Source organism: Vulgatibacter incomptus (genome assembly GCF_001263175.1).
Classification (GTDB): domain Bacteria; phylum Myxococcota; class Myxococcia; order Myxococcales; family Vulgatibacteraceae; genus Vulgatibacter; species Vulgatibacter incomptus.
Window position 1 is genome coordinate 1 of sequence record NZ_CP012332.1, and the last position, 15,842, is coordinate 15,842.

Sequence of the window (15,842 nt, forward strand, 5' to 3'; positions counted from 1 at the left end):
CCGACCTCCTGCCGCTCCGGGTGGGCGACGAGTGGATCGAGTCGATCGCGGGTCGCTGCCAGAGCTGCCGCGGGAGAAGGCGGCGCGCTTCCACTCGGAGTACGGGCTCTCCGCGTACGACGCGGGTGTGCTCGTGGCCGAGAAGGCGATCGCCGAGTGGTACGAGGCGGCGGTCGCGGCCCTTCGGCGGGAGCGCCAAGACCGTGGCGAACTGGGTGATCAACGAGATCTTGCGCCTGGTGAAGGATTCCCGCGAGGGGATCGCGGGCTCCCGTCTCACCCCGGCGAAGCTCGCCGCGCTCCTCGACCTCCTCGAGGCGCGGAAGGTGAGCGGCGCCGGCGCCAAGCAGATCCTCGAGGAGGTCCATCGCTCGGGGGCGGAACCCGCCGAGGTGATGGCCGCCAAGGGGCTCGAGCAGGTCTCCGATACCGGCGCCGTCGACGCGGCGGTCGAGAAGGTGCTCGCCGCCAACGCGGATCAGGTCGCGAAGTACCAGGGAGGGAAGAAGAACCTCCTCGGGTTCTTCATGGGGCAGGTGATGAAGGAGCTCAAGGGCCAGGGCGACCCCAAGGTCGTCACGGACGCGCTCCGGGCCCGCCTCGGAGACTGACGCAATTGGTGATCGGGCTATCGGCGCTGGCGGGATCCTGGGGATTGCGGGCGTGGTCTGTGCCGCGCTGTCGGTCTTCCTCTCGGGCCCGCCCGTCCTCACCCGCGGCGCTCGCGCGCTGGCCGTCGGCGGCCTGATCGTCGGCGCAGCGGGTCTGCTCCAGGAGCTCGTCGCGAACGGCTTCCAGTTCGAGCCCGGCCAGCGGGGAGGGCAGGGCTCGCTCCTCGCTCGGGCGGCATGCTCCTCCTCGTCTTCGGCGCCGCGCGGACGGCCGAGCAACGGCGCCTGCGGCGCACGCAGGAGCGCCTCTCGGCTGCCCGCCGCCAGGCCCGCGACCAGGGCGGTTCGCAGGGCTCGAGCTCGCTCGGCTGAAGCTCGCAGCGCTGAACCTCGCGCCTTGCGATCGGTCCGCGCAGGACGGACGCTAGAGGCGAGGGTACCGATGGACGAGGTGACTCCCTCCGGCACGCGGCGCAGGCGTGGGCGCGAGCGGGAGGCGATCCAGGGCATTCTGCTCACCGACGGAGTCGAAGGCGCCTCGTCGCGGGCGCGATCCGCGATCGCGGCGGCGATGGTGGTGAGCGCCGTGAACGGGCAGTCGGTCGCCGCGCCGTGGGTCTCGACGGCGTCGATCGTGCTCGGTTCCAGCGCCTTCAAACGGGCCGTTCACCTGGGGGATCGTCTTCGTCGCTTCGTGGTCCACTTCGCCTTCGCGGCGCTCTACGGCGCGATCTGGGGCGCGGTCGCCAACCGCCTGCCGCGGCGGCTCCGCGACAACGTCTTGATCCACGGCGGCTTGGGCTTCGGCTACGGCCTGCTGCTCTGGGTGATCAACATCCGGGGATCGCGCTGGTCGTCTATCCCTGGCTCGCCCAGGCTCCCACCTGACGCCGCTCCTCCTCCATGCGGCGGCGTACGGCCTGTCGCTCGGCCTCTTCCTGGCGATCCGCGTCCGGCCGATCGACCTGGCCCGTCCTCGCGCCGCGCGCGTGTGACGCGCCCGGCGAGCGGGCGGGCGATGCCCCAGCAGCCCTTTGCGTCCCCCCCGAATCATCCCAAGACTTCGTCCGATGACATCGCAAGCCGAGGAAAGATCATCAGGGAGGCCACGATTGGCGGCCTCCTCGCGGGCGGCTCCTTCGCGCCGGGCAGATCCTGGTCGCAGCGACGGGGAGCCAGCCGCCGGGCACGCCCTGGCAGCACTTCGCGTCCGTCTCATGGGCTCGCACGTGCTCCAGGGCTGGATCGGCGTCGGCGTCGTCTTCGTGGGCGCGGGCTTCAACTTCGCCCTGGCGACGGTCTTCGGCGCGATCTTCGGGTTCGTCGTCTCGACCGTTCGCCCCAGGATCCGCGACGACATGAAGCTCCAGATCGCGGGGGCGCGCTCTACGGCCTGATCCTCTGGGTCATCAATTACGAGATCTCGGATCGCTCTTCTTTCCGTGGATGGTCCGGGCGATCAATCCTGCCTCCAGGCTGCGGTCCACGTACTCTTCTACGGCGTGCCCCTGGCCACCTGGCTGTCCCTGCGGATCCGGGAGCTGGAGGTGCCGGGCGTCCACGAGCTGCGCCACCGGTACCAGACGTCCACCGGCGCCGAGCAGGAGTTCCGGATCGAGCGCGACGAGGAGGAGCTCGGAATCCGCATGCCGCCTCCGCAGCTCCCTCCGCCCGAGCGCCGGCCGCCCGCTCGCTGAGCGGAGATGGCGATCGACCGAACGATGCTTGACACCATCGGGACGATCACCTAGATCAGCCACCTTTCGCGGGCTTCCCTGTTTCCCGGAAGCTGCTCGTGCAACTCGTCGAGCCGTCGTTTCGAACGACAGGTTCGTGCAGGAAGGTCGAGGTCTTCGATGTACGCCGTGATCAAGACGGGCGGCAAGCAGTACCGGGTCCAGGAGGGCGATACCCTCCGCGTGGAGAAGCTCGCAGGCAGCGCCGGCGACAAGATCGAGTTCGCCGAGGTGCTGATGCTCGGTGGCACGGAGTCGCCGAAGATCGGCATGCCGGTCGTCTCGGGCGCCAAGGTCGCCGGCGACATCGTCGAGCAGGGCCGGGGCCGCAAGGTCTTCTCCTTCCGCAAGAAGAAGGAAGGCTGGAAGCGGATTCGCGGTCACCGCCAGGCCTTCACGGCCGTCAAGATCACGAAGATTTCGGGCTAGTTCGCCCCTGAAGCAGGAGTAGGCAAATGGCACATAAAAAGGGCCAGGGCTCGTCCAGGAACGGTCGCGACTCTGCCGGCCAGCGACGCGGCGTCAAGCGCTTCGGCGGCCAGGCCGTGATCCCCGGCAACATCATCATCCGGCAGTGCGGCACCAAGATCCACCCGGGCACCGGCGTGGGCATGGGCCGTGACTACACGATCTTCGCCACGGTCCCCGGCGTCGTGACCTTCGAGCGCTTCGGCAAGGACCGGAAGCGCGTGTCGGTCATCCCGGCGCAGGCCTGATTCTCGGCGAAAGCCACTCAACGGAGACCGCGGGGCAGCGAATTGCCGCCGCGGTCTTCGTGTTTCTCGGCAAAGGAGCCCGCCCTCTTCCCGGCGGGCGGCTTCCCATCCATGAAGTTCGTCGATCAGGTTCGAATCTTCGTAAAAGCCGGTGACGGCGGCCACGGCGCGGTGGCGTTCCGCCGCGAGAAGTTCATCGCCAAGGGCGGCCCCTCCGGCGGCGACGGGGCCAACGGCGGCAGCGTGATCTTCCGCGCCGACACCCAGCTCACCACGCTTTTGGACTACCGCTACCAGCAGCACCACCGGGCGCCGAACGGGCAGCCGGGCATGGGCTCGGATTGCAACGGCCGCGGAGGCGAGGATCTCGTCCTGCGGGTGCCGGTGGGCACGGTGTTCAAGGACGCGGAGACGCACGAGATCCTCTCGGATCTCGCGGAGCCCGGCCAGGAGTGGACCGCAGCGAGGGGCGGGCGGGGCGGCCTCGGCAACATGAACTTCGCCACCTCGACCCGCCAGGCGCCGCGCTTCGCCCAGCCCGGGACACCGGGTGAGGAGACGACGCTCCTCCTGGAGCTCAAGCTCCTGGCCGACGTCGGCCTCATCGGCTATCCCAACGCGGGCAAGTCGACGCTGATCTCGGTGGTCTCCCGGGCGAAGCCGAAGATCGCCGACTATCCGTTCACCACCCTGGTGCCGAACCTGGGCGTGGTCGGCTACAAGGATCACAAGAGCTTCGTCGTCGCCGACATCCCCGGTCTCATCGAGGGTGCGAGCGAGGGCGCGGGGCTGGGACACCAGTTCCTGCGGCACGTGGAGCGCTGCCGGATCCTCGTCCACCTGGTGGACGCCTCGGCGCCGGACCTCGACCCGGAGCGGGCGCTAGATACCGACTTCGCGACGATCAACCGGGAGCTCGCCCGCTACTCCCAGGAGCTCGCGGGGCGGCCCCAGATCGTCGCGCTGAACAAGTGCGACCTGCCGGAGGCCCGGGAGCGGGCCGAGGCGTTCGCGAAGAAGCTGCGCAGGCGCAAGAACGCGCCGAAGGTCTTCCTGATCTCGGCTGCGACGCGAGACGGGGTCGACGCCCTCGTCGACGCCTGTGCGGAGGTTCTCTGGAGCGCGCAGGCGTGAAGATTCGGCCTGCGCCGAACGTCTTGGGAGAAGACGCGGTTTTTCCGCCAGGAGGAGCTCGATGAAGAGCCTCATTGCGACGGCGCTGCTCGCGGCCGCCGGAACTTCGGCCCAGGCGGCCACGCCCGCCCCTGCAACCCCTGCGACCACGGCGCCCGCCAAGGCGCCGCCGTTGGCGATGCCCTCCGACGTCGCCGCGCTGGTGGCGAAGCTCCAGGCCTTCTACGAGAAGAGCCCGGGCCTCGACACCCGCTTCGATCAGAGCTTCACCCAGGGCGGGATGCCGTCGAGGCTCGGCGGGGCGACCGCCAAGGGCCGGATGCGCTTCCGGAAGCCCGATGGTGCGACCGGGCCGCTGATGCGCTGGGATTACGACGACGGCCGGATCCTGCTGCTCGTGAAGGATCGGAGCTGGACCTTCGATCCCGACACGAAGCAGGCGACCGAGTACCGCGTGGATCCGGGGCAGCTCTCGGCAGCCGTCACCTTCATGTGGGGCAAGGGCCGCCTGGCCGAAGAGTTCGAAATCGTGCAGTCGAAGCGCGACTTCGGCGGCGACGGGACGGCGCTGGAGCTCACGCCCCGGAAGCCCTCGGGCTTCTCCAAGGTCTTCCTGGTCGCCGATCCCGCCACCGGAAAGGTGAGCCGCTCGGTGGTGGTCCAGTCGAACGGCAGCGAGAACCACCTGATCTTCCACGACACCCAGGCGAACGCGAAGGTCGTTCAGGCGGACTTCGATCCCGATCGCGCGTTCCCCGCCGGCACGTCCCGGGTGCGGGCCGCGGTCCCTGGGCAGTAGCGCAGAGCGAATGAAGGATCAGGCCGGCTCGGGCGGGAACGAGCCGCTCCCGGAGGCGGCCCTCGCGGCGTTGCGCAGCGCACGAACCCTCGAGCCGCCGCCGATGCAGGTCGGGCCACCCGGCGCGCTGTGTGGAAACGCGCGCCAGCTCGCTCGGAGCTCGGCCTCGTCCAGCCCCGTCTGCTCGTGGAGCACCAGGACGCCGCAGATCTCGCACGGCCGGATCGCTACGTTTCCTCCGGGATGGCGATGATGCATGACGGCCTCCGTGGGTGGGCGCGCGAGCTTGCGCGAGCCTGAACCCTGGCCATCGCCAACCGGCAGCGCAACCTCGGAGCATGAAGAAATCGCCCCCGCGGAGCGGGAGCGATTCCTTCAGCCGCGCGCTGCGCGGAAACGCTCCTCCTTGCGTTTGCTCCGCCTTCGGCTCCGCTGTCAGCTCAGAATGGCGGCTTCCCTGCCGGTCTGTTCGATCGCGGGCAGTACCTCGTCCAGCACCGCCGGATGGCAGGCGACGATTCCGCGCAGGTTCTGGAGCTCCGTGCCGTCGTAGCGGTACGGCTGCCCCGCCATGTCGCCGAAGAAGCCGCCGGCGGCGCGGACGATCACCTCGGGTGCGCAGGCGTCCCACCGGTAGCTGATGCGGCTCGCGTGGACGTAGAGGTCCGCGTCGGCGGCCGCGATCATCCCGCACTTGATCCCCACCGAGCCCACGTGCTGAACCTCTTCGATTCCGAGGGACTCGCAGAGGTCGAGCAGCCGCTTGGTGCGATGCGATCGCGAGACGACCATGCGCATGGGCACGTGCGCCACGGAGGGCAGCCGGAGTACGCGGGCGACGCCCCGCTCCTCGAGAGTGCAGCCCAGGCCGACGACGCCCGAGTAGCACTTGTCGTCCACCGGCTGATAGACCACGCCCACCGTCGCCTCGCCGTCGACCGCGAGGCCGATGTGGATGGCGAACTGGTCGTTGTGCTGGACGAACTCCTTGGTCCCGTCGAGGGGATCGACGAACCAGCAGCGCGAGAAGCGCGCGGCGTCGGAGGTCTCTTCGGACTCCTCCGCCACGACGCCGTCGTCCGGAAAGGCCTCCCGGAGGCCCCGCACGATGAACGCGTTGGCGCGCTCGTCGGCGATGGTCACCGGGCCGCCGCCGCCGGGCTTCTGGGTCACCTCGTACTCGGTGTCGTAGACGTCCAAGAGGATCCGGCCCGCCTCCCGCGCGAGGCGGGCGGCGACCTGGAGCTCCTTGGTGAAGTCGTATTTCACCGGTGCGCCACGAAGACCGGGAGCTTCACGCTCCGCGGGGCAGGGCGCTCGATCACGGGCGCTCGCAGGAGCACCTCGGTCGCGGCGCCGACAAGGTCGTACTCGTACGCCTCCTCCACCCGAACCCGCACCAGATCGCCGGCGGCCACGCCGCCCTCCGGGAGGTCGTTGATGATCACCTGTCCGTCGATCTCCGGCGCCTGGCCCGCGTGCCGGCCCACCAGTAGGTGCTCGGTCTCCTCGTGGGGACCCTCGACCAGGACCTCGATCTCCTTGCCGACCCAGGCCTGCTGCTGCTCCATCCGGATCTCGGCCTGGAGGGCCATGGCCTGCTCCCAGCGCGCGGCCTTAACCTCCTCCGGGAGCTGATCCTCCATCTCGCCGGCGAGGGTGCCCTCCTCCTGCGAGTAGCGGAAGATCCCGAGGTGGTCGAAGCGCTGCTCACGGATGAAGTCGAGGAGCAGCGCAAAGTCCTCTTCGGTCTCGCCGGGCAGGCCGACGATCAGGGAGGTTCGCAGCACGATGCCGGGGATCTCCGTGCGCAACTTGCCGAGGAGCTCCCGGAGGAACGTGGAGTTGCGGCCGCGGCGCATGGCGCGAAGGAGCCTGTCGCTCGCGTGCTGCACCGGCATGTCCAGGTACTTCACCACCTGCGGCGTGTCGCGGATGGCAGCGATCAGCTCGTCGGGGAAGTTGCGCGGGTAGGCGTAGTGGAGGCGGATCCATCGCACGCCCTCCACCTCGCCCAGCGCGCGGACGAGCTCGTGGAGCTTGGGCCTGCCGGGGAGGTCGTGGCCGTAGGCGGTGAGATCCTGCGCGACGAGGTTGAGCTCGCGGGCGCCCTGCTCGGCGAGCGTGCGGGCCTCGCGCACCACGTCGTCGATCGGCCGGGAGCGCTGATCGCCCCGGAGCGTCGGGATGATGCAGAAGGCGCACTCGTTGTCGCAGCCCTCGGCGATCTTCAGGTACGCGGTGTACGAGGGGAGCGAGTTGATCCGGGGCGTCGCCGAGCTGTGGATGTAGTCGGGATCGGGGATCACCTGCTTGCTCGCGCTCACGTCCTTCAGCAGGTTGGGGAGCTGGGCGTAGGCCGAGGTGCCGAGGAAGTGGTCGACCTCGGGCAGCTCCTTGGCGAGCTCCTCGGGGTAGCGCTGGGAGAGGCAGCCGGCGACCACGACCTTCTTCGCCCGGCCCTTCTCCTTCCACTGGGAGGCCTCGAGGATCGCGTCCACGGACTCCGTCTTCGAGGCCTCGATGAAGGCGCAAGTGTTCACGACGATCACGTCGGCGTCGTCGGGGGCCTCGGTGAGCTCCCAGCCGTCCTGGACCAGGCCGCCGAGCATGATCTCGGAGTCGACCCGATTCTTCGGGCAGCCGAGCGTGACGATGTGGACGTTCTTCTTTTCGCTCACGAGGACAACCTAGCTTCTGTCTGGTCCCGCGGTCAGTCGCGGAAGTTTTCGAACTGCATGTCGAGGTGGAGCTTGTCCGCGCTCTCGCGGCAGAGCCGGATCGCGGCCTGAAGCTCGTCCCGATCCTTGCCGGTGACCCGTAGGGATTCGCCCTGGATCGAGGCCTGGACCTTGAGCTTCGAGTCCTTGATCAGCTTGGTGAGCTCCTTGGCCTTCTCGGTCGGGATGCCCTGCTGGAGCTGAACGGACTGCTTGAACTGCTTTCCTCCCACCGGCTCCTTCTTTCCCCTCTCGAGGGAGTTGGCGGTGAGGCCCCGCTTCAGGAGCTTGCCCAGGAGCACGTCCCAGAGGGCGTCCAGGCGCTCCTCGCCGTCGGTCTTCAGGACCAGGCCCTTCTTGTCGTCGGCCATGGAGATGTCGACCGGGACGCCCTTGAAGTCCCAGCGGCCCTGGAGCTCCTTACGGGCCTGGTTCATGGCGTTGTCGACCTCCTGCAGGTCGACCTTCGAGACGATGTCGAACGAAGGCATCTTGGATCCTCCTCCGGGTGGGGGAGCCTCGAGTCGGCTCCTATAGCTCGATCACTAGCGGCAGCACGACGGGCTTGCGCTCGGTGCTCCGCTTATAGGCACGGCGGACGGCGCGGCGCACCTCCTCCTGCACCAGGGTCGTGTCGCCGCGGAGCACGGGGCTCAGGCTCTCGACCGCGGCGTGGACCTCCCGGCGCACGTCCGCGAGGAGGGCCGCCTCGTCCGGCACCGCGATCCCGCGGGCGGTGAGCTCCGGACCCCGGACCAGGGCGCCGGTCGAGCGGTCGATTACGACCACGGCCGTGACGAGGCCCGTCTCGGCGATGAGCGCCCGCTCGCGGAGGGTGAGCTCGGGGACGTCGGGCCCGCCCCGCCTGTCGACGTAGACCCGCCCCGACGCCACCGTGCCGTTCACGAAGGCCCTGCCCCCCTCGAACTGGAGGACCTCGCCGTCGGTGATCAGGTGGCAGGAGCTGTCGGGGATCCCGACCTCGTGGGCGGTCTTCACGTGGCGAACCAGGTGCCGATACTCACCGTGGATCGGGACGAAGTGGCGCGGGTTGGTGATCCGGAGCATCAGCCGCTGCTCCTCGCGGTAGGCGTGGCCCGAGGCGTGGAGGTCCTCTGCGCCCTCGTAGACCACCTCCGCGCCCCTCATGGCGAGGCGGTTCACCATGTGGCCGATCGCGACCTCGTTTCCCGGGATGAAGCGCGAGGAGAGGACCACCAGGTCACCCTCGTCGACGGGCATGGGCGCGTTGGGATCGCCCAGGGCCATCCGCATCAGCGCCGAGCGCGGCTCGCCCTGGGCGCCGGTGGAGAGCACCGTGACCTCGTGGTGGCGGAGCCTGCGGCCTTCTTCCACGTCGACCACGAGGCCGAGCGGGATGTCCAGGAGGCCGAGCTCGCTGGCGATCCGCGTGTTCTGCTGCATGGAGCGGCCGACCAGCACCACCTTGCGGCCGAACAAGCGGGAGACGTCGAGGACCTGCTGGATCCGGTGGATGTTCGACGCGAAGGTGGCGATCACCACGCGGGATTTGGCCTTCGCGAAGATCTCCTCCAGGGCGCGGCCCACCTGGCGCTCCGAGAGACTGGTGCCGGGGCGCTCGGAGTTGGTGGAGTCGGAGAGGAGCGCGAGGATCCCGTCGCCGCCGAGGCGCGCGAAGCGCTGCAGGTCCGTGGGGAGCTCGTCGATGGGCGAGTGGTCGATCTTGAAGTCGCCCGTGTGGACCACCAGGCCTTCCGGCGTGTGGATCGCGAGGCCGAGGGCGTCGGGGATCGAGTGGGTGACCCGGACGCCTTCCACCCGGAAGGCCTCGCCGAGGTCCACGGAGCTGCCTGCCGCCAGCTCCGTGAGGGGCGCCCGGATCCCGAACTCCTCGAGCTTGGGGGCGAGGAGGCCCAGGGTGAAAGGCGAGCCGTAGACGGGGAGCGGCCGATCCTTGAGCAGGAAGGGCAGCGCGCCGATGTGGTCCTCGTGGCCGTGGGTGAGGACCACGCCCTTCAGCTTGTCGCCCAGCTCCCGCAGGTACGTGAAGTCCGGCAGGACCACGTCCACGCCCAGGGCCTCCGCCTGGGGGAACATGATCCCGCAGTCCACGAGGAACGCCTGGTCCTCCGACTCGAAGACCATGGCGTTGAGGCCGACCTCGCCGAGGCCTCCGAGTGGGATGATCCGGAGCACGGGCCACCTTGGCGCCGAGGACGACGCTTCGAGGGGGAAAAGGGGCGCTACCTACCACCCTGGCGCGCCAGGCGGCAAGCCGGCCGCCGCTATTTGGGGGTGGAGGTCCGGTCTCGCCCTGCGCCACCGATTGGCGAGGCGGTGGCAGGGCGGCGGAGGACTGCCCAACTTGGGGGACGGCGGGGCATGTCCCCGGGTGCGCGAGGTTCGTCTTGCACGCGACTGCCGTGGCCACGATCGTGCTCGGGTGCATCCTCGGCAGCGTCGTGGCGGGGTCGATCCTTCGCGCGCTGGTCCCGCAGCACCACCTCAGCGAAGAGTCCCGGAGCGCCCTGAAGCTGGGCACGGGGATGGTCGCGACGCTGAGCGCCCTCGTCCTCGGCCTCCTCGTCAGCTCGGCGAAGAGCAACTTCGACGCGCTGAACGCAGGTCTCCGTGAGACGGGCGCGAGGATCATCACCCTCGACCGGCTCCTCGCCCACTACGGGGCCGAGGCGGGCGAGGCTCGGCGCCTCTTGAAGGACGTCGTGGAGGCGACGATCGAGCGGGTTTGGCCGGAGGAGGCGAGCGGCACTCAGCCGAGGCAGATGGGCGCCTCGATCGGTGCCCTCTCCAAGTTGATGGACCAGATCGATCGGCTGCCGGTCGAAGGCGTACAGGAGCGCGCCTTCCAGTCCCAGACCCTCGCGATGAGCACGCAGCTCACCCTATCGTTTTGGCAGCTCGCGGAGAGGACCCAGACGGCCCTGCCGTTCCGCGTGCTCGTGATCCTCGTCTTCTGGCTCTGCATCCTCTTTGCCGAGGTGGGGCTCTTCGCCCCGCGGAACCTGACCGTGGCGGTGGTCGTCGCCCTGAGCGCGCTGTCCACGTCCGCGGCGATCTACCTGATCCTCGAGATGAACCTGCCGTTGACCGGGGCAGTCAAGGTCTCGAGCGGGCCGTTGCGGGCGGCTGCGGCGCAGCTCGGCAAATGAGCCGGCGCCGGGACGCTCAGAGCGTGTGAAGAAATCGGCCCCGCCGAAGCGGGCCCGCTTTCTTCAACTCGCGCTTCGCGCGAGGGCGCTCCTTTTCGTTTGCTCGCCTCCGGCTCGCGAGAGTTCGTGAATTTCTTCACGAACTCTCAGCCGGGCTTCTCGAGCAGTCTGCGGACGATCCGCAGGTACACCGCCGTGACGATCAGGAACACGACCCCGTAGGGCACGAGGATCGGGAGCGCCACGTTCTCTCCGACCTGGACCGAGGCGATGAAGAACGCCAGGCCCAGGTTGCGGGACGCGCTCTCCATCGCGAAGACGGTGCGCTCCCTGCTGTCGCCTCCTCCCACGGCGTGGCCGAGCGCCAGGGCCGCCGCGACGAACGCGGCCATCGCCAGGTACTCGCGGACGCCCAGCTCGACCAGCGCTCGGGCGTTGAAGACGAGCACCAGCACGAAGACTGCCATGAGGAAGAGGAGCGCCACGCGCGCGCCGGGACGCCGCACCTTTCCGGCCAGCTCGGGCCAGAGCGCGCGTGCGCCGATCCCAGCCGCGAACGGGACCACCAGGCCGAGCGCCACTTGTCGGGCGACCGGCATCGGCTCGACCTCCGCGCGGAAGCCGAGGGCTCTGCCGAGCAGCACGATCGTGACGGGCGTGGTCACGACCGCGAGGACGGAGAGCACGATGTGGATCGCGCCGGCCGTCTCGCGTTGCCCGCCTGCCTGCGTGATCCGCCGGAAGGCGAGGGGCGCGATCGGGCAGGCGGCGAGGAGCGCGACGGCGCCGACCACGGGGCGGAGGGGCCGGATGAGGACGATCACGATCCACGCCGCCACGGGCACGAGCACGTCCACCGCGATGAACGCGCGCACGAAGAGCATCGGCCGTCGCCGCAGGTCGAGGAGCCCTCGAACGTCGACGCCGAGCCCCTCCATGAGCATCAGGCAGACGAGGGAGATCGTCGTCACAAGCTTCAGGACGTCCATGGCGGCCTCATGACCTCAACCCCCCAGGCCCTCTCGCGCGCCTCAGAAGAAAAAGGGGCGGGGCGAAACTTATGCACGCCCGCTCTCGTCCGAATCACCGCTGTTTCGGGAAAGCCTGTGTGAATCACCGTTCAACGGCGCGTTCGTCGTTGGTATGATTTCGGATTGTCATGGCCGACGTCCCCTTGGCCTCGAACGATAGGTTCCATTCCGAATGAACCGCCATACGCTCTTCCTTGCATTGCTCGCAGCCGTCATTGCAGTCGGCTGCCCCGGGAGCAGGCCCCCAGGGGTGATGAAGGCGGCAGAGACGACGGTGAAGACGCCCGCTCGCGGCTCGAGCTCGGCGCTCGGCTTTCGCTTGAGCAACGCCGACGACGGGATCCAGGCGATCGAGGAGCGGAAGGTCGCAGCGGCGATGCCGCTCGGGAAGGAAGACGCGGCGCGCTTGCTGGCCCGCCTTCCGAAGCTGGCGGAGCAGCCGGGCGACGCGGCGAGCTTCTCCCTGCGGGCGCGCTCGATCCCGGCGCCGCGCCCTGGTGTCACGATCGACGAGGCGTTTCCGCCGATCGAAGCCCCGCCCGCCGTGGTCGCGACGCCGACCGGGCCGCTCTCGGTCGATCGTTATGCGCCGGAGGGTGAGGTGCCGATCGCGCCGAACGTCTCCGTGACCTTCTCGGAGCCGATGGTGCCGATCACGTCGATCGGAGAGCTCTCGAAGGAGAGTGTACCGGCGCGGATCTCGCCGGAGCCGGAAGGAGAATGGAGGTGGCTGGGCACGCGCACGTTGGTGTTCCAGCCCACGAAGCGCATGCCGATGGCGACGTCGTTCTCGGTGACGGTGCCGGAAGGCACGAGGGCGATTAGCGGGCAAGCCCTCGCCGATGAAGTGAAATGGAGCTTCACAACGCCGCCGCCAGCGCTCGAGAGCTGGCTACCCAAGGGCTCCTCGGTGTCGCTCGAGCCGGTGCTCTTCGCGGCCTTCGATCAGGCGATCGATCCGGCGGCGATGTTCGACAACGTGGAGATTATCGCGGGCGATGCGAAGATCCCCGCTCGGCTCGCCACCCAGGACGAGATCGACGCGGACGAAGGCGTCCGTCGCGCAATCGAGCGGGCGGACGAGGGGCGCTGGTTCGCGTTCCGTCCCGAGCGCCGCCTGCCGAACGGCACTCGAGTCAGGGTGCGGATCGCAGAGGGCACGAGAGGCGCCGAGGGGCCGCTGCCCACCACGAAGGAGCAGTCGTTCGACTTCGAGACCTTCGGCCCGTTGAACCTGCGCCAGACGAAGTGCGGCTGGGACGATCGCTGCACGCCCTACACACCGTTCGTGCTGAGATTTTCGAACGAGCTCGACGGGGCGAGATTCGACCCGGAGCTCGTGACCGTCTCGCCCGAGATTCCGGGGATGAAGGTCTCCGTAGACGATCACGAGATCACGATCCGCGGGCGCACCAAGGGGCGCACCGACTATGCCGTGGCGATCCACGCCGCGCTCACCGACGTATTTGGCCAGACGCTGGACACGACCGTTCCCGCGTCGTTCAGCGTGGGCCCGGCGGTGCCGCGCCTCTTTGGCCCCGAGGGCGAGATGGTCGTGCTCGATCCCGCGGCGCCGAGGCAGTACGTGGCCTACTCGATAAACGAGGAGGCGCTGCGGACGCGTGTCTACGCGGTGACGCCCGAGGACTGGCGGGCGTTCGCGTCCTGGCGCAGCCCTTGGTCGTGGCAGCGCGAGGGCGCGCCACCAGGGCGCCTCGTGGTCGACGAGGTGGTTCGCCCACAAGCGGCCCCCGACGATCTCGCCGCGACGCCGATCGATCTCTCCGCGGCGCTCGATCACGGCCTGGGCCACGCGGTGGTGTGGGTGAATCCGGCGCGCACGCGAAAGGGCTACGAGTACATCGAGGACGTGGTGGTCTGGGTGCAGGCGACGGAGCTCGGGATTCAGGCCTTCCTGGAACCGGATCGCGCCACGGCGTGGGTGACGAACCTCGCCGACGGGGCGCCGCTCGACGGCGTGGAAGTCTCGCTCCTCGGCGCAGGCCCGGCGGTGCCGACGAAGAACGGCCTGGCGACGCTCCCGCTCGTGCACGGCGGCTATCCCCTTGTGGCGAAGCGGGGCCGCGACACGGCGTTCCTGACAGAGGGCCGGAGCGACACTGAGACCTTTGTGCAGCACAGGTACTCGCGCGCTCCGCGCTGGCTCGTCTTCGATGATCGCGGGATGTACAAGCCCAGCGAGAAGGTCCACGTCAAGGGCTGGCTCCGCGTCGCAGAGCTCTCGCGCGGCGGCGACCTGGTGGCGGCACCGCCGGACGAGCTGGGGGAGAGCGTCAAGTACCTCGTGCGCGATCCGCGCGGCGCCGAGCTGACAGGCGGGCTCGTGACGATCGATGAGCACGGAGCGTTCGACCTCGCCTTCGATCTCCCGGCGAACGTGAACCTCGGCGAGGGCGAGGTCGAGCTGGAGCTGATCGGCTCCTCGCTGCCGAACACATGGAAGCATCGCTTCTCGATCCAGGAGTTCCGCAAGCCCGAGTTCGAGGTGAAGACGCGCGTGGGCGAGGGCCCGTACTTCGGCGCCGGCCACGCGATCGCCTCGGTCGTCGCGTCATACTACGCGGGGGGCGGCCTCCCCAACGCTCCTGTGGACTGGACGATCACGCAGAACACCACCTCGTTCACGCCTCCGCACCAGCGTGATTATCACTTCGGCCCGGAGTCCAAGAGGTTCTGGTGGTGGCGCGGGCCCGGCGGCGAGGGAGGCAGGAAAGAATGGTGGTCTGCGCGCACCGATGCGGCGGGAGTTCATAGTCTGCGCTTGGACTTCGACGCCCGCGAGCCGGCATACCCGATTAGCCTCTCGCTTGCCTCGAGTGTCGAGGATGTAAACCGACAGCGCTGGTCCGGCCGCGCCTCGATGCTGGTTCATCAGTCGGATCGCTACGTGGGCTTGCGCCTCGCGAAGAACTTTGTACGCGCTGGCGAGCCGCTCGCGGTCGAGCTCGTCGTCGCGGATCTAGACGGCGCGCTCATTGGCGGCAGGCCGATCGAGGTGCGGAGCGCCCGGCTCGAGAGCACGCGGCGCGGAATGGAGCACGTGGAGCAGGAGGTGGACGTGCAGCGCTGCGAGGTGAAGAGCTCCTCCGACGCGATGCCGCTCCGCTGCTCGTTGGAGACGAAGGGGGGCGGGCTGTACCGGGTGACGGCGGTGGTCACCGATGAGCAGGGGCGGCGGAATCAGTCGACGATCGAGACCTGGGTGATGGGCGGGGACGGGCCGAAGCGGAGTGGCGTCGACGCCGATCGCCTCACCGTCATCCCCGACAAGAACGAGTACCTGCCTGGGGAGACGGCGACTTTGCTGGTGATCTCGCCGCTGGCGCCGGCGGAAGGCGTGCTCACGGTTCGTCGCCAGGGCGTCGTGCATCTGGAGCGCTTCACGATGCGCGAGCCGTCGCAGACGCTGCAGGTCGCGCTCGACGACGCGATGGTGCCGAACGTGAGTATCTCGGTCGATCTCGTGGGCGCCGCGTTGCGCGAGGGGGCCGACGGCGAGGCCGATACTTCGTCGCCGCGCCGCCCCGCGTATGCGAGCGGCTCGGCCGAGGTGAAGGTCCTCCCGTCCACGCGGACACTCAAGGTGAAGGCGACGCCGAAGGCGCTGAGCCTTTCGCCGGGGGGTAGCACGACCATCGATCTCGAGGTGTATGAGCCGAGCGGGCGCCCTGCGAAGAACGCCGAGGTCGCGGTGATCGTCGTCGACGAGGCGGTGTTGGCCCTCTCGGGGTACGAGACGCCGGACCCGCTCGCGGTCTTCTACGCCGATCGATCCGCCGACGTCCGCGCGCTCGGCAACCGTGAGAACGTGATCCTCGGGGAGCCCGCGGTCGAGCCCGGGAGGAGGGGGGGCGGGGAGGGAGGGAGAGGTCTTGGCCTGGGCGGGCTCGGGGCTCGGGGGGCGAGCGCAAAAAGATCCTGA

Annotated in this window: 16 protein-coding genes; 10 read left to right on the forward strand and 6 right to left on the reverse strand. The window is 69.2% G+C overall.

Annotated features, from left to right (window positions below):
• Positions 1 to 125: 125 nt before the first annotated feature.
• The 8 genes from AKJ08_RS19585 (at position 126) to AKJ08_RS00035 (ending at position 4,996) form a co-directional block, all read left to right on the forward strand.
• Complete coding sequence (locus AKJ08_RS19585; protein ID WP_276202181.1) at positions 126 to 611, forward strand: Asp-tRNA(Asn)/Glu-tRNA(Gln) amidotransferase subunit GatB; 486 nt, start codon at positions 126 to 128, stop codon at positions 609 to 611.
• A 237-nt stretch (positions 612 to 848) separates the two neighbouring features.
• Entirely contained in the window at positions 849 to 983 is a 135-nt protein-coding gene (locus AKJ08_RS20590; protein ID WP_276202182.1) for a hypothetical protein, read from the forward strand.
• A gap of 845 nt (positions 984 to 1,828) precedes the next feature.
• The gene (locus tag AKJ08_RS00010; RefSeq protein WP_050724189.1) at positions 1,829 to 2,008 is read left to right on the forward strand and encodes a hypothetical protein; all 180 of its coding nucleotides are present in this window, start codon (positions 1,829 to 1,831) and stop codon (positions 2,006 to 2,008) included.
• 45 nt (positions 2,009 to 2,053) lie between these two features.
• On the forward strand, positions 2,054 to 2,308 hold the full coding sequence (locus AKJ08_RS00015; RefSeq protein ID WP_050724190.1) for a hypothetical protein: 255 nt from the start codon (positions 2,054 to 2,056) through the stop codon (positions 2,306 to 2,308).
• A 159-nt stretch (positions 2,309 to 2,467) separates the two neighbouring features.
• Entirely contained in the window at positions 2,468 to 2,776 is a 309-nt protein-coding gene (gene rplU, locus AKJ08_RS00020; RefSeq protein ID WP_050724191.1) for a 50S ribosomal protein L21, read from the forward strand.
• A 26-nt stretch (positions 2,777 to 2,802) separates the two neighbouring features.
• A complete protein-coding gene (gene rpmA, locus AKJ08_RS00025) occupies positions 2,803 to 3,063 on the forward strand; it encodes a 50S ribosomal protein L27 (protein WP_050724192.1) in 261 nt (86 codons plus the stop codon).
• A 111-nt stretch (positions 3,064 to 3,174) separates the two neighbouring features.
• On the forward strand, positions 3,175 to 4,197 hold the full coding sequence (gene obgE, locus AKJ08_RS00030) for a GTPase ObgE (protein ID WP_050724193.1): 1,023 nt from the start codon (positions 3,175 to 3,177) through the stop codon (positions 4,195 to 4,197).
• A 61-nt stretch (positions 4,198 to 4,258) separates the two neighbouring features.
• Positions 4,259 to 4,996, forward strand: a complete 738-nt coding sequence (locus AKJ08_RS00035) for an outer membrane lipoprotein carrier protein LolA (protein ID WP_050724194.1) — start codon at positions 4,259 to 4,261, stop codon at positions 4,994 to 4,996.
• An 18-nt stretch (positions 4,997 to 5,014) separates the two neighbouring features.
• On the opposite strand, the gene AKJ08_RS00040 is transcribed toward AKJ08_RS00035, so the two are convergent.
• From AKJ08_RS00040 to AKJ08_RS00060, 5 genes are all read right to left on the reverse strand, one after another.
• Positions 5,015 to 5,254 carry a hypothetical protein gene (locus AKJ08_RS00040; protein WP_050724195.1) on the reverse strand — a complete coding sequence of 80 codons (240 nt, stop codon included), beginning with the start codon at positions 5,252 to 5,254 and terminating at the stop codon, positions 5,015 to 5,017.
• A gap of 177 nt (positions 5,255 to 5,431) precedes the next feature.
• Complete coding sequence (locus AKJ08_RS00045; protein ID WP_050724196.1) at positions 5,432 to 6,265, reverse strand: 3'(2'),5'-bisphosphate nucleotidase CysQ family protein; 834 nt, start codon at positions 6,263 to 6,265, stop codon at positions 5,432 to 5,434.
• Positions 6,262 to 7,608 (reverse strand): 30S ribosomal protein S12 methylthiotransferase RimO, encoded by a 1,347-nt coding sequence (gene rimO, locus AKJ08_RS00050; protein ID WP_240475514.1) that lies wholly within the window; start codon positions 7,606 to 7,608, stop codon positions 6,262 to 6,264. Before rimO ends, AKJ08_RS00045 begins: the two co-directional genes overlap by 4 nt.
• 101 nt (positions 7,609 to 7,709) lie before the next feature.
• Positions 7,710 to 8,207: a YajQ family cyclic di-GMP-binding protein gene (locus AKJ08_RS00055; protein WP_050724198.1), complete on the reverse strand. Its 498-nt coding sequence runs from the start codon at positions 8,205 to 8,207 to the stop codon at positions 7,710 to 7,712.
• A 40-nt stretch (positions 8,208 to 8,247) separates the two neighbouring features.
• On the reverse strand, positions 8,248 to 9,894 hold the full coding sequence (locus AKJ08_RS00060) for a ribonuclease J (protein ID WP_240475399.1): 1,647 nt from the start codon (positions 9,892 to 9,894) through the stop codon (positions 8,248 to 8,250).
• 212 nt (positions 9,895 to 10,106) lie between these two features.
• Here AKJ08_RS00060 and AKJ08_RS00065 point away from each other — a divergent pair, with 212 nt between their 5' ends.
• On the forward strand, positions 10,107 to 10,868 hold the full coding sequence (locus AKJ08_RS00065; protein WP_050724199.1) for a bestrophin-like domain: 762 nt from the start codon (positions 10,107 to 10,109) through the stop codon (positions 10,866 to 10,868).
• Between the two features lie 146 nt (positions 10,869 to 11,014).
• Here AKJ08_RS00065 and AKJ08_RS00070 read toward each other — a convergent pair whose 3' ends face one another.
• Entirely contained in the window at positions 11,015 to 11,857 is an 843-nt protein-coding gene (locus tag AKJ08_RS00070) for a bile acid:sodium symporter family protein (RefSeq protein WP_050724200.1), read from the reverse strand.
• Positions 11,858 to 12,071: 214 nt separating this feature from the next.
• On the opposite strand from AKJ08_RS00070, the gene AKJ08_RS00075 reads away from it, so the two are divergent.
• Complete coding sequence (locus AKJ08_RS00075) at positions 12,072 to 15,842, forward strand: Ig-like domain-containing alpha-2-macroglobulin family protein (protein WP_082342464.1); 3,771 nt, start codon at positions 12,072 to 12,074, stop codon at positions 15,840 to 15,842.

Bases quoted from the DNA above. Each gene is read 5' to 3' on its own strand.
- rplU (WP_050724191.1), top strand. From the start codon at position 2,468: ATGTACGCCGTGATCAAGACGGGCGGCAAGCAGTACCGGGTCCAGGAG.
- rpmA (WP_050724192.1), top strand. From the start codon at position 2,803: ATGGCACATAAAAAGGGCCAGGGCTCGTCCAGGAACGGTCGCGACTCT.
- AKJ08_RS00075 (WP_082342464.1), top strand. From the start codon at position 12,072: ATGAACCGCCATACGCTCTTCCTTGCATTGCTCGCAGCCGTCATTGCA.
- AKJ08_RS00040 (WP_050724195.1), bottom strand. From the start codon at position 5,254: ATGCATCATCGCCATCCCGGAGGAAACGTAGCGATCCGGCCGTGCGAG.
- AKJ08_RS00055 (WP_050724198.1), bottom strand. From the start codon at position 8,207: ATGCCTTCGTTCGACATCGTCTCGAAGGTCGACCTGCAGGAGGTCGAC.
- rimO (WP_240475514.1), bottom strand. From the start codon at position 7,608: ATGCTCGGCGGCCTGGTCCAGGACGGCTGGGAGCTCACCGAGGCCCCC.
- obgE (WP_050724193.1), top strand. From the start codon at position 3,175: ATGAAGTTCGTCGATCAGGTTCGAATCTTCGTAAAAGCCGGTGACGGC.
- AKJ08_RS00070 (WP_050724200.1), bottom strand. From the start codon at position 11,857: ATGGACGTCCTGAAGCTTGTGACGACGATCTCCCTCGTCTGCCTGATG.
- AKJ08_RS00010 (WP_050724189.1), top strand. From the start codon at position 1,829: ATGGGCTCGCACGTGCTCCAGGGCTGGATCGGCGTCGGCGTCGTCTTC.
- AKJ08_RS00035 (WP_050724194.1), top strand. From the start codon at position 4,259: ATGAAGAGCCTCATTGCGACGGCGCTGCTCGCGGCCGCCGGAACTTCG.
- AKJ08_RS20590 (WP_276202182.1), top strand. From the start codon at position 849: ATGCTCCTCCTCGTCTTCGGCGCCGCGCGGACGGCCGAGCAACGGCGC.